This window comes from Niveibacterium sp. COAC-50 (genome assembly GCF_013184235.1).
In the GTDB taxonomy this organism is placed as follows: Bacteria; Pseudomonadota; Gammaproteobacteria; order Burkholderiales; family Rhodocyclaceae; genus Niveibacterium; species Niveibacterium microcysteis.
The window spans coordinates 383,100-402,247 of record NZ_JABCJM010000002.1 but is presented as its reverse complement, the minus strand read 5'-3'; the positions used below and the strand labels follow the sequence as shown (position 1 = coordinate 402,247).

The following is a 19,148-nucleotide window of genomic DNA, read 5'->3' as shown; positions in this document are numbered from 1 at the left end:
CGCGAGTAAAACTGCCGGATCGAGCGAGATGAGCGAAGAAATCGAATGCCTGAGTTCCCGGGTTGTCTATCAGAACCGATGGCTGTGCGTGCGTGAGGATCAGGTGCGGCGGCCGAGCGGACATCGCGGCATCTACGGCGTGGTGGAGAAGCCGGACTTCGTCGTTATCGCACCGATCCAGGACGGCATGGTCTATCTCGTCGAGCAATACCGTTACCCGGTTGCCGGGCGCTACTGGGAGCTGCCGCAAGGCTCGTGGGAAGACACGCCGGGCGCGGATCCGGAGGCGCTCGCCGCGGGCGAGTTGCGTGAAGAAACCGGCCTCGTCGCGAGCTCGATCCGCCCGGTTGGCCATCTGTTCCTTGCCTACGGTTTCTGCAACCAGGGCTACCACGTGTTCCATGCGACCGGGCTGGGTTTCGCTGGCGAACAGCGTGATGCCGAAGAGGAGGGCCTCGTTGCGAAGGCGTTCGCGCAGGCTGAGGTCGAGGCGATGATCTGCCGCGGCGAGATCAAGGATGCAACCACGGTTGCGGTGTGGGGCTTGCTGAAGATGAAGGGATTAGTTTGATTTCGATCGCGCGCTTCTGAATCAGCTGGAGAGAATGATGGCGTCACGTGTTTTTCCCGATAGCGTGCGGATCGTCGAAGTCGGCCCGCGCGACGGGCTACAGAACGAGAAGCAGGCGGTGCCCACCGCGACCAAGCTCGCGCTGATCACGAAGCTCGCGGACGCGGGCTTGTCGGTGATCGAGGCGACCGCCTTTGTGTCACCCAAGTGGGTGCCGCAGATGGCCGATTCGGCCGAGGTGATGGCCGGTCTGCCGCAGCGGGCCGGTATCCGCTACCCGGTGCTCGCACCGAATCTCAAGGGGTTTGAGGCTGCCGTGGCTGCGGGGGCGAAAGAGGTGGCGATCTTCACCGCGGCATCCGAGACCTTCTGCTGCAAGAACACGAACTGTTCGGTGGATGAGAGTTTCGAGCGGTTTGCACCGATCATGGCCGCCGCGCGCGATGCGGGGGTGGCTGTCCGGGGCTACGTGTCTTGCGTGCTGGGGTGCCCGTTCGAGGGCGAGATCGCCCCTGCGGCGGTGCTGACGGTGAGCGAACGCCTGCTCGCCATCGGTTGCTACGAAGTGAGCCTGGGCGACACGATCGGGCGCGGCACGCCGGGCTCCACCGCCCGGTTGTTTGAACAGCTCTGTGCTCGCCTGCCTGCCGAGCGGCTGGCAGGGCATTTTCACGATACCTGGGGCCAGGCGCTGCCGAATGTGCTGACGGCACTGGACTTCGGCGTTGCCACCTTCGACAGCTCGGTCGCCGGACTCGGCGGTTGCCCGTACTCGCCTGGCGCGACCGGGAACGCCGCGACCGAGGATCTCGTCTACATGCTCGACGGCCTCGCCATTCAGACCGGCGTGTCGCTGGACGCGCTGGTTGATGCCGCGGCCTTCATTTCCGATGCGCTTGGTCGTGCGCCGGCGAGCCGCGTAGCGCGCGCAATGATGGCGCGGCGACAAGGTCTTGCAAACACGGCGCAGGGGCAGTGCTAGGCTGCAAGCATGGATAACGAGGACTTCACGCCAGAGGCCGCCGCACGTTTTCGCGAAGCCGCGATCGCCCGCTATCAGGAGGGCGATGTCGGTGGTGCCCGCAATCTGTGCGCCGAGGGCGCGCTGCGCTGCCGCGAGGCGGATCTCACGCTGCCCGAAGCGCGTCTGCTCGTGCTGGAGGCCCGCTACGCGGCGATCCTGAACGAAGGCGAACCGGCGCTCGAGTGCGCGGCACGTGCCTGCAGCCTTGCCGATCAGGTTGGCGACGAGGCCTTGCGTGCCGCCGCGCGCCAATCCATCGGTCTGGTGCTTGCACTGCTTGGTGCGTCAGGGCCGGCTGAGCGGGCGCTGCGTGGCGCCTTGGCGTTCTACGAGGCGAATGGCAGCGAAAACGAGGTCCTCGCTGCACGTGCCGACCTTCAGTTCCTGCTTGCGATATCCGGCAGCCATGCGGCCGCGGTGCTCACCGGCCGCCAAGTGGTCGATGGCTGGCGTGCCTGCGGCGATCTGCAACGCGAGGTCGGCGCGGCGAACAACTTGGGCTGCAGCCTGATCGAACTGGGGCGCATCGACGAAGCCTACGACGTGTTGCGCCCTTACCTGGGCGATGCGCGACTGCCGCGCTACATCAAGGCTCGCGTGTCGGACACGCTGATCGACGTGCTGCTCGCACGGGGCGATGCGGATGAAGCCGAGTTCATGATCCGTCGTGCGACCGACCCGTTTGAAAGCCACCGCACCGAATATTCGGAAGTTGCGGAACTGTTCCACCGCGCCCGCGTGGCAAGGCTGCGCGGGCAGAACGCGACGGCACTCGAGCTGCTGACGCGGGTTGTCGCGACGCCGGACGCGATGCGCGAGGACTGGCTGCGCAAGGCACACGAGTTGCTGATCGAGATGGCGATCGAGGCCGGCGATCTGGCTTTGCAGGCGCGCGCCTACGAGCGGCTGCTGGAGATGGCGTCGACCCGTTCGGAACGCGATCGCCGACTCGTCGATATCGTGTTGAGTCACGCAATGCCCTGGGTGTTTGCCTGACATGTCGCGCCTGCCACCCGCTTCGCCCTGTACCGGGGTGTGCCGGATCGACCCGCGCAGCGGGTGCTGTGAGGGCTGTCAGCGCACGCTGGACGAGATTGCCGGCTGGTCGCAGGCGAGTGACGCCGACAAACACCTGATCCTGCGCAGGGTTGCCGAACGCCGCGCGTGTGCCGACTGGTTCGACGTCGACCTGCGTTCAGACTGCGACCGCTAAACCGCGGATGGGGGCGCCGCTACCGCCGTCGATCCGCGTGCTGGAGCGCGGCTGGCTGTCGGCCAATACGGTCTTGCTGTTGGACGGCCCGGATGCCTGCGCGGTGGATTCTGGCTATGTCACCGATGCCTTGGAAACGGTGCGCCTGGTGCGAGAAGCGCTCGACGGGCGACGCCTGACGCGGCTCATCAACACCCACTCCCACTCCGACCACGTCGGGGGCAATGCGGCGCTGACTCACGCGTTCGGCTGCGCAGTAGCGGTGCCGGCGGGCATCGCGGGCGCCGTCGCGACCTGGGACGAGGCCGCGCTGTTGCTCTCCGCTGCGGATCAGCGCGGCGAGCGCTTCACCGCGCATGCGGTGATCCAGCCGGGTGACCTCTTTGTCGCCGGCGGCATGCGCTGGGAGGCGTTGGCCGCGCCAGGGCACGACATGGACGCGCTGGTGTTCTACGCCGCCGATCACCGGCTGCTGATCTCGGGTGACGCGCTGTGGCGCCACGGCTTTGGCATCCTGTTCGCGGATGTGATCGGTGCAGGTGGCGGTCTCGACGCGGCGCGCGAGACGCTCGAACGACTCGCCCGCCTGCCGATCGATTGCGTGATCCCGGGTCATGGCGCCCCGTTCGTCGAGGTCGACCAGGCTTTCGAGTCGGCCTTTGCTCGGCTGCAGGCTTTCGAGCAGGACGGCAGCCGGATTGCGCGCAACGCGCTGCGCGGCTGCCTGAGCTTCACCCTGCTTGAACGTGGCCAGCTGGCGCTCGATACGCTGCCCGCCTACCTTGCGAGTGTGCCCCTCTACCGCGAAGCGAATCAGCGCTACCTGCAACAAGCGCCCGATGCGCTCGCGGCGTGGCTGGCCGATGCGCTGGTGCACGCGGGGGTGGCACGCCGCAGCGGCGGTTTTCTGGTGCCAACCGCATTGGGTTGAGCACTTTGCCCGAATTGGTGCTGCCCGGCGTTCGGGGCCGCTGCTAGACTGCCGGAAAATTCAAAATGACTGGGTCCGCCACGAGCCGACCCGAGGGTTGCCCCGATGCATGAGCTGCGTACTACGGTTGATATCCAGGCCCCGCCGAACCAGGTCTGGACGATCCTGACCGACTTTGCCGCCTACCCGGAGTGGAACCCCTTCATCCGCGAAGTGCGTGGCGAGCCGATCGCCGGACGCTCGCTCAATATCAGCGTCTTCTGTGGTCCGAAAGCGCAACGGCGCAACTTCTGGCCGCGTGTGCTGACCTCCGAAGCGCCGCGCGAACTGCGTTGGCAAGGCCGCCTGCTGATGAGCGGGCTGCTCAACGGCGAACACCGTTTCAAGCTGGTGCCCCGTTCCGATGGCACCACCCGCCTTGTGCACAGCGAATGCTTCACCGGAGTGCTGGTTCCATTCTTCCGAGCGCGCCTTGAGCGCGAAGCCCGGCCCGGATTCGAGGCCATGAACGCCGCCCTCAAGTCGCGCGCCGAACGCCGCCGCTGACCGTTTTCCCTCCTTTGGCCGGATATCTCTGGCCTTCTGCTTGACGTTGATTGCTCGGCCTGGGGTTAGATCAAAAAATATTTTGATGACCCCATTGGCAACGCTCACATTCTGGATTAGGGTTCACCCCAATCAGGGATAACCCTAGTTCGGTTGTCCCGGCAGCATCCCGAGCCTTCACCCCCGCCCGCGTCGCGGACGGGCCAGAAGAGATGGCGGGCAAAAGCCCGCAAGCGCCACTACAAAGGAGACTTCAATGAAAACCAGCCCGATGCGTCGTGCCCTGTTGACCGCTTTTGCTGTTGGTACCGCCCTGATGGCCGCTCCGGCCTTTGCTGACAAGGCAAACCCGAAGATCGGTTTCTCCATCGACGACCTGCGCGTCGAACGTTGGGCGCGTGACCGCGACTACTTCGTCGAAGCGGCAAAGACCATGGGTGCGACCGTCAGCGTTCAGTCGGCTGATGCGAACGAGCAGCGCCAGATCTCGCAGATCGAAAACCTGATCGCGCAAAAAGTCGACGTGATCGTGATCGTTCCCTTCAACTCGAAGGTGCTGACGAACGTCATCAAGGAAGCCAAGAAGGCCGGCATCAAGGTCGTGTCGTATGACCGCCTGATCCTGAACGCCGATGTCGATGCCTACATCTCGTTCGACAACGAGCGCGTTGGCCAACTGCAAGCCGAAATGGTCGTGAAGGCTCAGCCGAAGGGCTCGTACTTCATGCTCGGCGGCTCGCCGACCGACAACAACGCCAAGCTGCTGCGCGAAGGCCAGATGAAGGTCCTCAAGCCGTACGTCGACAAGGGCGACATCAAGATCGTCGGCCAGCAGTGGGTGAAGGAGTGGAACCCGTCTGAAGCGCTGTCGATCATCGAAAACGCGCTGACCGCGAACAAGAACAAGATCGACGCGATCGTCGCCTCGAACGACGGTACCGCCGGTGGCGCAATCCAGGCGCTGGCTGCCCAGAACCTGGCTGGCAAGGTTGCCGTGTCCGGTCAGGACGCCGACCTGGCTGCTTGCAAGCGCGTGATCGCTGGTACGCAGACCGGTACGGTCTACAAGCCGCTGAAGCTGATCGCTTCGGAAGCCGCCAAGCTGTCGGTGCAGCTCGCCAAGGGTGAGAAGCCGGCCTTCAACAACGCGCTCGACAATGGTTCGGCCAAGAAGATCGACTCGCTGCTCCTGACGCCGACGATCATCACCAAGGCCAACATCGACACGCTGGTGAAGGACAACTTCTACACCGCCAAGCAGCTCGGCCTGTAAGTCAGCAGCACCGGCCCGCTTCCGCTCCGGTGCGGAAGCGACGCCGGCCCCGGTGGGCGCGCCACCTCCCCTTCCCGGCGCGCCTGCCTTCTTTACTCACTAGAAGGAAAAGCCATGTCCGAATACCTCCTGGACATGCGAGGCATCGTCAAGGAATTCAGCGGCGTCAAGGCGCTCGACGGAATCGACCTTAAAGTGCGCGCTGGCGAATGCGTTGGCCTGTGTGGCGAAAACGGCGCAGGCAAGTCTACGCTGATGAAGGTGCTCTCCGCGGTCTACCCGCACGGCACTTGGGAAGGTCAGATCTTCTGGGAAGGCCAGGAGCTCAAGGCCCGTACCATCCGCGAAACCGAAGAAGCCGGTATCGTCATCATCCACCAGGAATTGATGCTCGTACCGCAGCTCTCGGTCGCCGAGAACATCTTCATGGGCAACGAGATCACGCTGCCCGGTGGCCGCATGAACTATTCGGCGATGTATCAGCGCGCCGAAGAGCTGATGCACGAACTGAAGATGCCTGACATCAACGTGGCGCTGCCGGTGATGCACTACGGCGGTGGTCACCAGCAACTGATCGAGATCGCCAAGGCCCTCAACAAGAAGGCCAAGCTGCTGATTCTCGATGAGCCGACCTCATCGCTGACCAAGTCCGAAACGCAGATCCTGCTCGACATCATCAAGGATCTGAAGAAGAAGGGCGTGGCCTGCGTGATGATCAGCCACAAGCTCGACGAGATTGCCGAGGTCTGCGACACGATTTCCGTGATCCGCGACGGCACCCACGTCGGCACCCGGCCGATGTCCGAAATGGACACCAACGAGATCATCACGATGATGGTCGGCCGCGAAATCAAGAACCTCTTCCCGCGCGAAGAACACCCGATCGGTGAGGTGATCTTCGAAGCGAAGAACGTCACCTGCTACGACGTGAACAATCCGAAGCGCAAGCGGGTGGATAACGTTTCCTTCCAGCTGCGCAAGGGCGAGATCCTGGGCGTTGCAGGGCTGGTGGGCGCCGGGCGTACCGAGCTCGCGATGGCGATCTTCGGCTACTACGCGGGCCATCACTCGCTCGAGATGACGCTCGAAGGCAAGCCGCTGCATGTGAATTCGCCGAAGGACGCTGTCGAGCAGGGCATCTGCATGGTGCCGGAAGACCGCAAGCGCCATGGCATCGTGCCGCTGATGGGCGTGGGCCACAACATCACGATTTCGACGTTGCCGAGCTACGCCCACATGGGTCGTATCGACGCCGAGGCCGAGATGCACACGATTCAGCAGTCGATTGCGCGGATGCGCATCAAGACAGCGACGCCGCTGCTGCAGATCCGCGGCCTCTCGGGCGGTAACCAGCAAAAGGCGGTGGTCTCGAAGATGCTGCTGCCCAACCCGAAGGTGCTGATCCTCGATGAGCCGACGCGCGGCGTCGACGTCGGTGCGAAGTACGAGATCTACAAGCTCATGTTCGAGCTGGTCAAGCAGGGGCTCTCGATCATCATGATCAGCTCCGAGCTGCCGGAAGTGCTGGGCATCAGTGACCGCGTGCTGGTGATGGGCGAAGGCAAGCTGCGCGGCGACTTCGTCAATCAGGGCCTGACGCAGGAACAGGTGCTGACTGCCGCCTTGGGCCAATCCGAACAATCGCTTGCAGCCTGATTCGCAAGACCACTAAAAAAACTACAGAGGCACACCAAATGAGTTCCGTTGCCAAGAACATCAAAACACTATTCGGGAAGTACAAAGTCCTGGCGCTGGGGATCGCGATCGTCGTGATCTGGTCCTTCTTTGGCTACATGACGATGACTGCGGACGGCTCGTCCTTCCTCACGTCACGCAACTTCTCCAACCTGCTGCGGCAGATGGCGATCACCGGCATGCTGGCTTCCGGCATGGTGTTCGTGATCATCGCGGGTGAAATCGATCTGTCGGTTGGCTCGCTGCTCGGTTTGCTCGGCGGTCTCGCGGCCGTGCTGGATGCGACCTACAAGGTGCCGGTTGCGGGCACGATTGCGATCGTGTGTTTTGCCGGTGTCCTGGTCGGTCTGATGAACGGCTACTGGGTGTCTTACCTGCGTGTGCCGTCCTTCATCGTCGGTCTCGCGGGCATGCTGGCCTTCCGCGGCATCCTGGTCGGCCTGACACAGGGTTCCACGGTGCCGGTCGAATCCGAAGGGCTCATCGCGATCGGTCAGGCCTACCTGCCGGCCAACATCGGCTACATCCTCGCGCTCGTGTTGTTCGCGGTGCTGGTCTTCATCAGCCTGCGTACCCGTACCAACCGCGCCAAATACAACCTGACTGTCGCGCCGATGTGGCAGGACGCGATCAAGCTCGGTGTGACCGGCGCGCTGATCTTCGGCTTCGTTCATACGCTGGAGTCCTACCAGGGTGTGCCGGTGCCGGTGCTGGTTCTGCTGGTGGTGGCCGGTGTGTTCAGCTTCATGGCCAACAGCACGGTGTTCGGTCGTCGCATCTATGCGATCGGCTCCAACCTTGAAGCGACCCGCCTCTCTGGTGTGAATGTGCAGTTCATCAAGATGTCGATCTTCGGCATCATGGGTCTGATGTGCGCCTTCGCCGGCCTGACCACCACGGCACGCCTGGCCTCGGGTTCGCCTTCGGCCGGTAACATGGGTGAGCTTGACGCGATCGCCTCCTGCTTCATCGGCGGTACGTCGATGCGCGGTGGTGCCGGCACGGTGTCCGGCGCGATGATCGGCGCACTGATCATGACCAGCCTCGACAACGGCATGTCGATGCTCGGCGTGGAAACTTTCTGGCAGATGATCGTCAAGGGCAGCATCCTGCTGCTGGCGGTCTGGGTCGATGTGATGTCGGGCTCCAACGAACGCTAATAGTTCGCTTGTAGTCGGCTCTCCGGGTCTCCTCCCGGATGCCTTGCGGGGGCGCTATGCGCCCCCTTTTTACGTTGACTCGGGTCACCTCGCCGGCGCGCCGCTTCGCTTAAACTGCCCGACTTTGCATTGCAGGAGGCCGCCATGGCCGCATTTGAACTGACGCCAGAACTCGTGCTCGGCCATGCCGAGATGGATGCCACCCACGAAGACTTTGCCGCCGCGGTCAACGCGATGTGCATGGCGACCGATGCCGACCTTGCAGCCACGCTCGACGCGCTGATCGAGCACTGTGTTGCCCACTTCGAGCAGGAAAACGCCTGGGCCGAAGCGATCGGTTTCCCGGGCTGCCATCGCAATGAGCATGAGCGTGTGCTGGGCGTGATGCGCGCGGTGCGCAGCGAGCTGGACAAAGGTGACTTCGGGCTTGGCCGCCGCTTGGCCGAAGAGCTGCCGGTATGGTTCCGCCATCACGCTGCGAGCATGGATGCTGCGCTGGCCGCCATGCTGAAGAACGGCCTGACGATGGCCGACATCGATCAGGCGCCGATCGCCTCGCCCTGCGGTGGCTCGCACGCCTGCAAGAACCACGATCACGATCATGAAGACGGCGAACACTGTCACAGCCATGATGGCGATGCGGCTCATGCGTGCGACGGCAGCGGCGGCTGTCACGGCCACTGAGCGGTTCCATGCGAATCGGGGGGCTGCGCCCCCCGCAGCAGAATGCGACAATCGCGGCGCTCCCACCGGAGCGCCGTCTTCTTTTCGGCCTACCCGGCCCCAACCACAATAGAAAAGAACCCATGTCCGCCATCGTGCATCCGGCAGTCCCCGCCGCTGACGAGTTCGAGCGCCACCCGCCCGGTCTCAAGGTCATCTTCTTCACCGAGATGTGGGAGCGCTTCTCCTACTACGGCATGCGAGCACTGCTGGTGCTCTATCTGGTCAATGCGCTGGGCTATGAGCGCAAGGATGCGCTGGAGCTGTACGGCATCTATACCGGCCTGGTCTACCTCACGCCACTGCTGGGCGGCTACCTTGCGGACAAGTACCTTGGCTTGCGGCAGGGGGCTGTCATTGGTGGCCTGATCATGATGCTGGGCCATTTCGCGATGGCGTTCGAGCCCTTGCTCCACCTCGCGCTCGGCTTGCTGATTCTCGGCAATGGTTTCTTCAAGCCGAATACCTCGACGATGGTCGGCCAGCTCTATCGCGAGCACGATCCGCGCCGCGACGGTGGCTATACGATCTTCTACATGGGCATCAACCTTGGTGCCTTTTTTTCGCCGCTGGTCGCCGGCACGCTGGGCGAAAAGCTGGGCTGGCACTGGGGCTTCGCCTCGGCTGGTGTGGGCATGGCAATTGGTGTGTTCACGCTGCTGCGCTGGCAACACTTGCTCGGCGATGCCGGTCTGCGTGCCGGTCAGCGCGCGATGGATCGCCGCGACTGGTCGCGCATTCTCGCGATCAGCGCCGCGAGTGTGCCGTTCGTGTACGCAGCGATTGCGCTGTGGGGGCTGATCTCGGCGGCGGTTGCGCCGCTGCCGCTGGTGGCGAAGCTTGCGCTCGGTTTTGCGGTGATCGGCCTCGCGCTATGGTTGCCGAACCGCTTCGGCAGCAAGGATCCGAACGCCAAGCCGCTCAGCCGAGAGGATTGGGATGCGATCGTCGCGATCTGTATCACCTGCTTCTTCGTGATCTTCTTCTGGATGGGCTTCGAGCAGGCCGGCGGCACGATGAACCTGTTTGCCGACCAGCAGACCGATCGCCACGCCTTCGGCTTCGAGATCCCGGCATCGTGGTTCCAGTCGATCAACCCGCTTGTGATCGTGTTGCTGGCGCCGGTGTTCTCGGCTTTCTGGACCAAGCTGGATCGGTCCCGGTTCGCGCTGCCGGTTACCGCCAAACAGGCGCTCGGCATGATCGTGCTGGGGCTGGGTTTCATTGTGCTGGCGATCGCACAGGCCCAAGCGCAGCAGACCGGAAAGGTCGGCCCGCATTGGCTGTTCATCGTCTATTTCCTGCACACGGTGGGTGAGTTGATGCTGTCGCCGGTCGGGCTGTCGATGGTCTCAAAGCTGGCGCCTGCGCGCTTCGCCGGACTGTTGATGGGGGTCTGGCTGCTCAGTTCGGCGGTTGCGAACTACCTCTCCGGCACGCTCGAGCACATGCTGCAGCGCTTTGATATTCCGCTCTACTGGTTCCTCGTCGGCTCATCGATCGGTGCGGGTCTGGTGCTGCTGGCGCTGACGCCGATGCTCAAGAAGTTGATGCACGGCCGCGGCTAAGGCGTCGGGCACGGCTGCTGTACGGGGCGGGTCGCGAAAGTGGCCCGCCCTTGTTGTTTCCGGGCGGCGCTCGCAGCCCGGCGCGTCATCACCTATAGTCCGCAGGGCAGGGTGCAAAACGGGGAAACCGGATGTCGATGTCGCTGCAACTCCTGATCGTGCTTGGCCTGATGACGCTGAGCGCCTTCTTTTCGATTGCCGAGATCTCGCTCGCCAGCGCGCGCAAGATCAAGCTCCACGCGATTCTGGACGGTGGTGAACCGCGCGCCGGCGATGTGATCGGGCTGCAGGAGCGGCCCGGCTACTTCTTCACCGTCGTGCAGGTTGGGCTGAATACCGTTGCGATTCTCGGCGGCATCGTCGGCGAGGGTGCGCTGTCGCCAACGTTTGCGCGCCTGATCCAGCTAGGCGGTGGCAGCGAGGAGGTGGCGTCCTCGCTCGGCTTTCTGATGTCCTTTGTCACCATCACCGCGCTGTTCATCCAGTTTGCCGATCTGATTCCAAAGCGCATTGCGATGGCGGATCCTGAGCGCTGGGCTATCCGCATCGTGCGGCCGATGCGTGTGCTGACCATTGTGCTGGCGCCGCTGGTGCTGCTCTTCAACGGCGTCGCGAATCTGTTCTTCCATGTCACCGGATTGCCGGCTGCACGCGAAGACCGCGTGACGACCGACGACATCGTGGCGATGGTCGATGCAGGGGCGGATTCCGGCGCCCTGCAGGGCAACGAACACCAGCTCATCGGCAACGTGCTTGGCTTTGGCGAACGCCCGGTCGCCGCTGCGATGACGCCGCGCGACAGCGTTGTCTTCCTCGATATCACCGAAGACGCGGCCACGCTGCGCGAGAAGCTGATGACCGGCCACGCCGAGGACTTCCTGGTGTGCCGCGAACGCATCGACGACGTGATCGGCTTCCTAGAACTGCGCGATCTGATGCCGGTGCTTGCCGCCGGTGACATCGACAACCTGCCCGCGGTACTCAGTCACCTGGAACTGCGCAAGCCGCTGGTGGTGCCGGACGCACTGAATCTTGCCGACATGCTCGAACGCTTCAAGGACGCGCGCAATGACTTCGCCGTGGTGGTCAACGAGTACGCGCTGGTGGTCGGCACCGTGACGCTGGACGATCTGGTGCATTGCCTGATGGACCACATCGTCGTGCCACAGTACGACCAGCAGATCGTGCAGCGCGGCCCGGGGTCATGGTTGGTCGATGGCATGACGCCGATCGGCGATGTGAAGGGCCTGATCGACGTCGAGTACGCACCGGGTGAAGAGGGCTACGACACCGCCGCCGGTTTCATGATGTACATGATGAAGCGCATCCCCAAACGCGCTGAAGGCTTCGAGTTTGCCGGCCACCGCTTCGAGGCGGTCGATATCGACAATTTCAAGATCGACCAGGTCATGGTGACCCGGATCGAGTGAGGAGCGCGCCATGGCTGCCACCGCACTGTTGATCGCAACCCGCAAGGGACTCTGGATTCTGCGTGGCAATGCTGCGCGCACAGACTGGCGCCTCGAAGGGCCGCACTTCCTCGGCAACGTGATCCACCATGCCCGGCTCGACCCGCGCGACGGCCGCACCATGCTGGTTGCTGCGCGCACCGGCCACCTGGGGCCGACCGTTTTCCGTTCCACCGACGCGGGGGCCAGCTGGCAGGAGGCGGTGACACCACCCGCTTTCCCAAAGGCGGCAGGCGGGCGGGTGGTTGAGCACGTGTTCTGGCTCACCCCGGGGCACGCGAGCGAGCCCGGTACCTGGTATGCCGGTACCAGTCCGCAAGGCCTCTTCGTTTCGCGTGACGGTGGCCTCAACTGGGCCAGTGTCGAGGGTTTCAACGCGCACCCGGACCGACGCGCATGGTGCGGCGATGACAAGGACCAGACGCCGGATGGCGGCAAGCTGCATTCCGTGCTGGTTGACCCGCGAGACCCTGCACACCTGTTCGTATCGATGTCGAGCGGTGGCACCTTCGAGTCACGCGCGGGCGGGGCGGACTGGACGCCGATCAATCAGGGCGTGCGCGCCGAGTTCTACCCCGACCCCTATCCGGTGTTCGGGCAAGACCCGCACTGCGTGCGCATGCACCCGGCGCGCCCGAGTCGGCTCTATCAGCAGAACCATTGCGGGCTATTCCGCCGCGACGAGGCGGATGGCGGTTGGGTCGATATTGGCGCAAATCTGCCGCAGGATGGCGTGCGCCGCGATATCGGCTTCGGCATCGTGATACACGCGCACCAGCCCGATACGATCTGGACCATCCCGATGGATGCCGGCAGCGTGTGGCCGCGGGTGTCGCCCGAAGGCAAGCCGTGTGTGATGCGCTCGCGCGATGGCGGCGACAGCTGGCAGATGTGCCGTGGCGGCCTGCCGGGCGAGCAGGCGTGGTTCACCGTCCTGCGCCAGGCCCTCACGGTGGATGGCGAGTCGACCGCCGGCGTCTACTTCGGCACCACGGGTGGCGAGGTATGGGCAAGCACGGACGAAGGCGATAACTGGCGCTGCATCGCGCGGCATTTGCCCGAGATCTACGCGCTTGAAGCGGAGCGACTTGCGTGATCGTGCGAGTGCGCCTGCCGACGCATCTGCATCAGTACAGCGGCGGCTTGGCCGATGTGCTGGTTGACTGCGCCGCGCCTGCGACGCTGGCGGATGTGATGGCGGCGCTGGATGCCCGCTGGCCCGGTGTGCGGCATCGGCTGATCGACGAGCAAGACGGCATCCGTCGGCACATCCGCATCTTCGTCGGCAGCGCGGCTGTGCCCGGCATCGCGGTGCCGGTGGGCGAGGGCGAGGACGTGATGATTGTCGCGGCGCTGTCGGGCGGTTAACGACGCGACAGCCGCACCGTGACTACCTTGTTCGGCAGCTGACGATCAGCGGCTTGCCGGCGGGCGGTGTGCGGAGCGCCGAGCACTCGTTCGCAGGCGGGTAGATCATCCTGTAGATGCGCCGTTCGGTGCCTTCGTAACGGCACGCGATGATCTTCGGGCCCGGCAGATACCACGTCACGCGCTGGCTGCCCTTGCTGCCCTGTTCTTCCTGAAGCTGCGGGGTCTTGGTCGGGTCGCCGACATACACCTCGGCGCCGGCCAGCGCGGCGGGGGTACTCGGCACTTCGGCGGCGCTTGCTTCGGCCGAAGCAGGCGCAAAGGTGGCGTAACCACCGGCGAGCTTCAGCGATGTGTCGAAGGCGGGCGGGCACTTCACCTCGACATAACGTTGTGCGAATGCGGCCGGGCAAATCAGGACGGCAAGCAGCAGTGCAAGGTAGCGCATGGCGGTTCCGTGGGCTCGGTAGGTCTGTTCAGCGTAGTGCAAGCCGCGTGTTTCGTCAGGGTGCCAAGCGATCTTCAGGTCCGCCCCAGCATCGCACGCAGGTTGGCCAGTTTGGCCTTTGCGTCTTCCTTCGACACCACTGCGTTCTTGTCCGGCCGTTTCACGCTGTCGGCACCCAGTTCTTCAATGAAGCGCGAGGGCTCCACCGTGTGCCATTCGCCCGCTGCCTTGCGACGGTCGCAGTAGGTGATCGTCAGGCTGCGCTGTGCGCGGGTTACGCCGACGTACATCAGGCGGCGCTCTTCCTCGACCTTGTCCTCGTCAATGCTGCTCTGATGTGGCAGCAGGCCTTCCTCGACGCCGATCAGGAATACATGCGGCCACTCAAGGCCCTTGCTCGCATGCAGCGTCGCGAGCTGCACGCCGTCGAAATCCTCGTCTTCCTTGTCGAGCATCGAGATCAGCGCGATCGTCTGCGTCAGTTCGAGCAGGTTCTTGTTGTCTTCCTCGCCCTTGCGGCCAAGCCAGCCGACAAAGTCGGAGACGTTGCTCCACTTGGTTTCCGCCTCGCGCTGCTCGCAGTGCTCGTACAGCCAGGCTTCGTAGCCGATCGCGCGGATCAGGTCGTCGAGCACCTGTTTGGCAGGTTCGCGCTGGGCGCGGTATTCGATCTTGTTGATGAAGTTGCCGAACTCGCGCACCGCTTCGAGCTGGCGGTGCGGCACATGCTGCTCCGCGCCTTCCTCGAACGCGGCCGAGAAGAGGCCAATATGCCGCTTGCCGGCGTAGTTGCCGAGCGCTTCAAGCGTCGCGGGCCCGATGCCGCGGCGCGGTGTGGTCATCGAGCGGATGAAGGCGAGATCGTCGTCCGGGTTCAGCAGCAGGCGCAGGTAGCTGGTGATGTCCTTGATCTCGGCGCGGTCAAAGAAGCTCTGCCCGCCGGAGATGACGTAGGGCACCTTGAAGTTGCGCAGGGTCTGTTCGATCAGGCGTGCCTGATGGTTGCCGCGATACAGGATCGCGTAATCGCGCCAGTGCGTACGGCATTCGAACTTGTGCGCCTGCATCCGCTTGATCACCACCTCGGCTTCGTTTTCTGCATCGCGCGTGGCAACGATGTGGATCGGGTCGCCGATGCCGTGCTCGGACCATAGCCGCTTGTCGAACATCTTCTCGTTGTTGGCGATCAGCGTGTTTGCGGCGGTCAGGATGCGGTTGGTGGAGCGGTAGTTCTGTTCCAGCTTGATCACGCGCAGGTTCGGATAGTCGCGCGCGAGCTGGTTGAGGTTTTCCACATCGGCGCCGCGCCAGGCGTAAATCGCCTGATCGTCGTCGCCGACCGCGGTGAAGGCGCCGCGCACGCCGGCGATCTGGCGCAGCAGCTTGTACTGAGCGCGGTTGGTGTCCTGGTATTCGTCGACCAGCAGATAGCGCAGCTTGTTCTGCCAGCGCTCGCGGGCCTCCGGGTGCTCGTCGAACAGGCGCACCGGCAGCGCGATCAGGTCATCGAAGTCCACCGCCTGGTAAGCGCGCAGGGTTTTCTCGTAGGCCGGGTAGAGTTTTGCCGCAGCGGCTTCGATCTCGTCGCTGGCGAGCTTTTCGGCCTCTTGCGGCGTGATCAGCGCGTTCTTCCAACCTGAGATCGTCCAGTGGATCGCCTTGAGCATGGCCTTGTCGGCGTTGGTCGCGAGGTCGGCAACGATCTGGTGTGTGTCGGAGGCATCAAGGATCGAAAACTGCGGCTTGAGACCAGCGAGCTTGGCCTCCTGCCGCACGATACGCACGCCCAGCGCATGGAAGGTGCACACCGTGAGGCCCTTCGATTCGCCGCCGCTGAGCAGGTGGCCGACGCGCTCCTGCATCTCTTTCGCGGCCTTGTTCGTGAAGGTGATTGCGGCGATGTTCTGCGCGCTCATGCCGCAGGTTTTCACGAGGTGCGCGATCTTTGCGGTGATGACGCGCGTCTTGCCCGAGCCGGCGCCGGCCAGCACGAGACAGGGACCATCAAGATATTTCGCCGCCTCGCGTTGCGGGGCGTTGAGGGTGGACAGCATCGGGATCGGGAACCGCAGGCGTGGAGTCGTGATTCTACCGGAGGCGGCGCGGCAAACCGGGCGACGACGCGTCTGCTGCGGCGTTCCGGTGGCAGGGGGCGCTGTCGCTGGCGTTTGGTGCACGAAAAAGGGGCCGGGCAGTGCCCGACCCCCTTGATCTCAGCGCCGGGCGTTTGCCCGGCACCGCATCAGTCTTCGAACTGGACCATCGTGGCGGTCAGCAGGCCCGCATTGAGCGTGCCATGGACTTCCACGATGCGGCCGTTCGCCAGTGCGCCGACGAGGCCGTCCTTGAAGACCGTGGTATCGGTTGTCGTGACCTTCTGGCCGGCGACCTTGAAGTCGGTCGGCGAGACAAAGTCGGTGATCACGCCACGCACCTCGGCAATCGTCGGCAGGTCGCTGCGCTTGATCTCGATCTTGGTCGCGATCACCTTGCCAGCGCTGACCGTACCGGTGACCTCGACCTTGACGCCATTCGCGAGGTCGCTCGCGCTGCCGTTCTCGAACACCGTGGCGTCGTTCCAGGTCACGACGACGGCGTTGAGTTCGAAGCTCTTCGCAGTGGCGTCGAGTGCGTAGAGCAGGCCCTCAAGCCGCACACCCATGCCGGCATCCGGCACGAACTTCACTTCGCTGACCACCAGCACGCCGGCGCTGAAGCTGCCGCGCACGAGGATGCGCTTGCCGTTGGCGAGGTCATCAACGCTGGCGGCGCTACCGTTGGCGTTGGTGTACGCCGTGGTGTCGGTGACATGGAAGATCATGTCGAAGCCCGAAAGCCGGAAGTTGCCGGTTGTAGCGTTGTAGCTATTGACCTTGCCGGGGAAGGTGCGCTTGCCACCGTCCGGCGTGGTGGAGAAAGTCAGCGAGGTCGCCTTGACGACGCCGGCATCGTAGGCCCCTTCGATCTTCACGAGCACGCCGTTGGCGAGGTTGTCGACCGTGCCGCCCGACAGCGTTGCGGTGGAGGCGTCAACCGGTACGCCGCGCACCTTGAAGCTCGATACCGATACGAAATCGGTGATCGCGCCGGTGAGGCTTACTTCGGCATCGCCCTCGTCGCGAACGAACTTGACCTTGCTCGCAACAACCTTGCCCGCGGTCCATGTGCCTTCAACCCGCACGGCACGGCCGTTGGCCAGATCCGCGACAGTGCCCTTCTCAAACGTGGCGGTCTTGGCATCCACACTCACGCCAGCAAGCTTGAAGGTCACGTTCGTGGTGTCGAGGTCGGCCACCAGCCCGCCGAGTCGAACCTTTGCGCCATCCGCGATGCTCGGGTTCTTGATTCGCACTGCCTTGGCGGTCAACACACCCGCATCGCTCACCGCGACGTTGCTCCACACCGCGACGCGCTGGCCTTCGGTCAGCGTAGCGGTTGCCGGCAGCACGGTCGCAGTACCGTAGTCGACGGTCAGCGTGCCGATCTTGAAGGTCTTGGCGGTACTGTCCAGCGCGGTCACGATGCCGACCACGCGTACCAGCGTGGCGCTGGTCGGGTCTTTGCGCTCGACACGTGTGGCGACGATTGCGCCGCTGGCGTCGCGCGCGCCGTGCACTTCGACGATGTCGCCGATCGCCAGGTCAGCAAGGCCGGTCGCACCTTCAAAGACCGTCGGCGTTGCCGGGTCGGTCGAAATCACCACCGTTTGGCCGGCAACAACGAAACCAGTGCCACTGAGGCTGGTAATGCGGCCGATCACTTCCGGCGCAACGGTCAGGTGTTTGATCGTGTCGTCCGGGTTCAGCTCGGTCTCAACCTTCATGCCGAGCTTGATGTCGCTGCTGGTACCCGCGGTCGGACTCGCCGGGTTGCGTTCGACTTCGATGCTCGCGCTGCTATCGTCGAAGCGCACACCGTCGATGATGACGCTGCCGAAGCCCGTTACGGTGCCGCTACTGAAACCATTGGGCGCAACCCCCGTGCCGCCCGAGCCGACACCCGAGTCCCCGCCGCCGCCACCACCGCAAGCGGCGAGCACGAGGCCCGTCGCCAGCGTGGCAATCCATCCCTTGATACCGAGTTTCACGATTTGTCCTCCTGGGGTGTTGTCGGTTCGGCGTAGTAATAGATGCCGAAACGCATCCGGCGGTCGGCGACCGCCGTGTTGTCCTGTTCGCAATGACGGGCGGCTTCACCCACCATGCTGTCAAAAGCGGTGCGCCAGAGTCCGCGCGCAACGTCGCCGAGCGCGGCCGCCGAAGCTTCCGTCAGCCCGTCGGCAAAAACACTTTGTTCAAGAAAGACCGGCTTCTCGCCCCGATCTGCAGCACACAGGTTCGTTGCCGCTGCAGCCATGTGGTCGCGCAGGTTTTCGCCAAAGTAATAGGCGAGTTCGCGGAAGCCCTCACGCGGTACGAAGCCGTCGCGGCTCGGCACGACCGACTCCCCCTCGATCCGAACAACGCCCAGGCGCAACAGTTCATCGAGCATGCTGCGTGCGTGAAAGTCGGTGGACACCGAGGCAACGAGCGTCTCGAACGACGGCGCCGGGCCGGTTCGCGGCAGCGCCCTGGGCGACCCATCCGGTGCGCGCAGGTCGGGGTCGTGCATCCAGCGGGTGAAGACTTCGGCCGCGCGGGACAGCGGCGCGCCCATGGCGGGCTCGCCATTCTCGGCTGCCATCTTCGCGGCGCGGATATCCTTCCGGTGCACGCCCGAGAGCAAGCTCAACGCCGAGTCGGTCTGGCGGCCCCCTTCCGAGGCGAGCTCGAACCGCGCAGCCGCAAGAAAAACGTGCTTGAGCCGCGCAGCGAGCTGCGGATAACCAATTCCGTTGGCAATCAGCAGCCGCGCGAGCGGCAGCAGCATGCGTTCGGTTTCATCCAGCAGGATGTCGGCGCGGGTCGGGTGTCCGGTGGGAGCGTCCATGATCTCGTCAGCAAGGAATCCGTGGGAGGCGTTCCATAAATGGAATTATTTCCCATATTCGTGGAACTTCAAGTGCTATCTGCCGCCAAACTTGTAACAGGAGTTAGAACGCTAACGCGCGCCAGGCCGGCGGGGCAAATCGACCAGAATGGTGACTTCGGTCACGGCGTTGGCAGCTACTGCAACTCATGAAAGCTCGGCGTCAGTCGTAATTTGTAGGGTAACCTCAT

18 protein-coding genes are annotated in these 19,148 nt (G+C 63.9%); 14 read left to right on the top strand and 4 right to left on the bottom strand.

Annotated elements, in window-relative coordinates:
• Positions 1-28 precede the first annotated feature (28 nt).
• The 14 genes from HH302_RS09335 to HH302_RS09270 all read left to right on the top strand — a co-directional run bounded on the left by HH302_RS09335 (position 29) and on the right by HH302_RS09270 (position 13,541).
• A complete protein-coding gene (locus tag HH302_RS09335) occupies positions 29-571 on the top strand; it encodes an NUDIX hydrolase (RefSeq protein ID WP_172201604.1) in 543 nt (180 codons plus the stop codon).
• 37 nt (positions 572-608) lie between these two features.
• Positions 609-1,553 (top strand): hydroxymethylglutaryl-CoA lyase, encoded by a 945-nt coding sequence (locus tag HH302_RS09330; protein ID WP_172201602.1) that lies wholly within the window; start codon positions 609-611, stop codon positions 1,551-1,553.
• A gap of 9 nt (positions 1,554-1,562) precedes the next feature.
• Positions 1,563-2,591 (top strand): hypothetical protein, encoded by a 1,029-nt coding sequence (locus HH302_RS09325; protein WP_172201600.1) that lies wholly within the window; start codon positions 1,563-1,565, stop codon positions 2,589-2,591.
• A gap of 1 nt (position 2,592) precedes the next feature.
• Positions 2,593-2,808, top strand: a complete 216-nt coding sequence (locus tag HH302_RS09320) for a DUF1289 domain-containing protein (protein WP_172201598.1) — start codon at positions 2,593-2,595, stop codon at positions 2,806-2,808.
• Positions 2,809-2,815: 7 nt separating this feature from the next.
• Complete coding sequence (locus HH302_RS09315) at positions 2,816-3,739, top strand: MBL fold metallo-hydrolase (protein ID WP_172201596.1); 924 nt, start codon at positions 2,816-2,818, stop codon at positions 3,737-3,739.
• 105 nt (positions 3,740-3,844) lie between these two features.
• On the top strand, positions 3,845-4,285 hold the full coding sequence (locus HH302_RS09310) for an SRPBCC domain-containing protein (protein ID WP_172201594.1): 441 nt from the start codon (positions 3,845-3,847) through the stop codon (positions 4,283-4,285).
• A 256-nt stretch (positions 4,286-4,541) separates the two neighbouring features.
• The gene (xylF, locus tag HH302_RS09305) at positions 4,542-5,558 is read left to right on the top strand and encodes a D-xylose ABC transporter substrate-binding protein (RefSeq protein WP_206254821.1); all 1,017 of its coding nucleotides are present in this window, start codon (positions 4,542-4,544) and stop codon (positions 5,556-5,558) included.
• 114 nt (positions 5,559-5,672) lie between these two features.
• Complete coding sequence (gene xylG, locus HH302_RS09300; RefSeq protein ID WP_172201592.1) at positions 5,673-7,214, top strand: D-xylose ABC transporter ATP-binding protein; 1,542 nt, start codon at positions 5,673-5,675, stop codon at positions 7,212-7,214.
• Positions 7,215-7,252: 38 nt separating this feature from the next.
• A complete protein-coding gene (locus HH302_RS09295) occupies positions 7,253-8,413 on the top strand; it encodes a sugar ABC transporter permease (RefSeq protein WP_172201590.1) in 1,161 nt (386 codons plus the stop codon).
• 144 nt (positions 8,414-8,557) lie between these two features.
• Positions 8,558-9,097: a hemerythrin domain-containing protein gene (locus HH302_RS09290; RefSeq protein WP_172201588.1), complete on the top strand. Its 540-nt coding sequence runs from the start codon at positions 8,558-8,560 to the stop codon at positions 9,095-9,097.
• Positions 9,098-9,219: 122 nt separating this feature from the next.
• A complete protein-coding gene (locus HH302_RS09285) occupies positions 9,220-10,704 on the top strand; it encodes a peptide MFS transporter (RefSeq protein WP_172201578.1) in 1,485 nt (494 codons plus the stop codon).
• A gap of 131 nt (positions 10,705-10,835) precedes the next feature.
• Positions 10,836-12,134: a hemolysin family protein gene (locus tag HH302_RS09280; RefSeq protein WP_172201576.1), complete on the top strand. Its 1,299-nt coding sequence runs from the start codon at positions 10,836-10,838 to the stop codon at positions 12,132-12,134.
• Positions 12,135-12,144: 10 nt separating this feature from the next.
• Positions 12,145-13,269 (top strand): glycosyl hydrolase, encoded by a 1,125-nt coding sequence (locus tag HH302_RS09275; RefSeq protein WP_172201574.1) that lies wholly within the window; start codon positions 12,145-12,147, stop codon positions 13,267-13,269.
• On the top strand, positions 13,266-13,541 hold the full coding sequence (locus HH302_RS09270) for a MoaD/ThiS family protein (RefSeq protein WP_172201572.1): 276 nt from the start codon (positions 13,266-13,268) through the stop codon (positions 13,539-13,541). Before HH302_RS09275 ends, HH302_RS09270 begins: the two co-directional genes overlap by 4 nt.
• A gap of 22 nt (positions 13,542-13,563) precedes the next feature.
• On the opposite strand, the gene HH302_RS09265 is transcribed toward HH302_RS09270, so the two are convergent.
• The 4 genes from HH302_RS09265 to HH302_RS09250 all read right to left on the bottom strand — a co-directional run bounded on the left by HH302_RS09265 (position 13,564) and on the right by HH302_RS09250 (position 18,858).
• The gene (locus HH302_RS09265; protein WP_172201570.1) at positions 13,564-13,989 is read right to left on the bottom strand and encodes an STY0301 family protein; all 426 of its coding nucleotides are present in this window, start codon (positions 13,987-13,989) and stop codon (positions 13,564-13,566) included.
• 74 nt (positions 13,990-14,063) lie between these two features.
• Complete coding sequence (locus HH302_RS09260) at positions 14,064-16,043, bottom strand: UvrD-helicase domain-containing protein (RefSeq protein ID WP_172201568.1); 1,980 nt, start codon at positions 16,041-16,043, stop codon at positions 14,064-14,066.
• Positions 16,044-16,231: 188 nt separating this feature from the next.
• A complete protein-coding gene (locus HH302_RS09255) occupies positions 16,232-18,076 on the bottom strand; it encodes a DUF5666 domain-containing protein (protein WP_172201566.1) in 1,845 nt (614 codons plus the stop codon).
• The gene (locus HH302_RS09250) at positions 18,073-18,858 is read right to left on the bottom strand and encodes a DUF6502 family protein (RefSeq protein ID WP_172201564.1); all 786 of its coding nucleotides are present in this window, start codon (positions 18,856-18,858) and stop codon (positions 18,073-18,075) included. The genes HH302_RS09255 and HH302_RS09250 overlap by 4 nt, the downstream gene beginning before the upstream one ends.
• Positions 18,859-19,148: the final 290 nt, after the last annotated feature.

Coding starts and splice junctions, on each gene's coding strand:
- xylF (WP_206254821.1), top strand. CDS start 4,542: ATGAAAACCAGCCCGATGCGTCGTGCCCTGTTGACCGCTTTTGCTGTT.
- HH302_RS09320 (WP_172201598.1), top strand. CDS start 2,593: ATGTCGCGCCTGCCACCCGCTTCGCCCTGTACCGGGGTGTGCCGGATC.
- HH302_RS09310 (WP_172201594.1), top strand. CDS start 3,845: ATGCATGAGCTGCGTACTACGGTTGATATCCAGGCCCCGCCGAACCAG.
- HH302_RS09295 (WP_172201590.1), top strand. CDS start 7,253: ATGAGTTCCGTTGCCAAGAACATCAAAACACTATTCGGGAAGTACAAA.
- HH302_RS09280 (WP_172201576.1), top strand. CDS start 10,836: ATGTCGATGTCGCTGCAACTCCTGATCGTGCTTGGCCTGATGACGCTG.
- HH302_RS09330 (WP_172201602.1), top strand. CDS start 609: ATGGCGTCACGTGTTTTTCCCGATAGCGTGCGGATCGTCGAAGTCGGC.
- HH302_RS09260 (WP_172201568.1), bottom strand. CDS start 16,043: ATGCTGTCCACCCTCAACGCCCCGCAACGCGAGGCGGCGAAATATCTT.
- HH302_RS09290 (WP_172201588.1), top strand. CDS start 8,558: ATGGCCGCATTTGAACTGACGCCAGAACTCGTGCTCGGCCATGCCGAG.
- HH302_RS09335 (WP_172201604.1), top strand. CDS start 29: ATGAGCGAAGAAATCGAATGCCTGAGTTCCCGGGTTGTCTATCAGAAC.
- HH302_RS09265 (WP_172201570.1), bottom strand. CDS start 13,989: ATGCGCTACCTTGCACTGCTGCTTGCCGTCCTGATTTGCCCGGCCGCA.
- HH302_RS09285 (WP_172201578.1), top strand. CDS start 9,220: ATGTCCGCCATCGTGCATCCGGCAGTCCCCGCCGCTGACGAGTTCGAG.
- HH302_RS09315 (WP_172201596.1), top strand. CDS start 2,816: ATGGGGGCGCCGCTACCGCCGTCGATCCGCGTGCTGGAGCGCGGCTGG.
- HH302_RS09250 (WP_172201564.1), bottom strand. CDS start 18,858: ATGCTGCTGCCGCTCGCGCGGCTGCTGATTGCCAACGGAATTGGTTAT.
- HH302_RS09275 (WP_172201574.1), top strand. CDS start 12,145: ATGGCTGCCACCGCACTGTTGATCGCAACCCGCAAGGGACTCTGGATT.
- xylG (WP_172201592.1), top strand. CDS start 5,673: ATGTCCGAATACCTCCTGGACATGCGAGGCATCGTCAAGGAATTCAGC.
- HH302_RS09325 (WP_172201600.1), top strand. CDS start 1,563: ATGGATAACGAGGACTTCACGCCAGAGGCCGCCGCACGTTTTCGCGAA.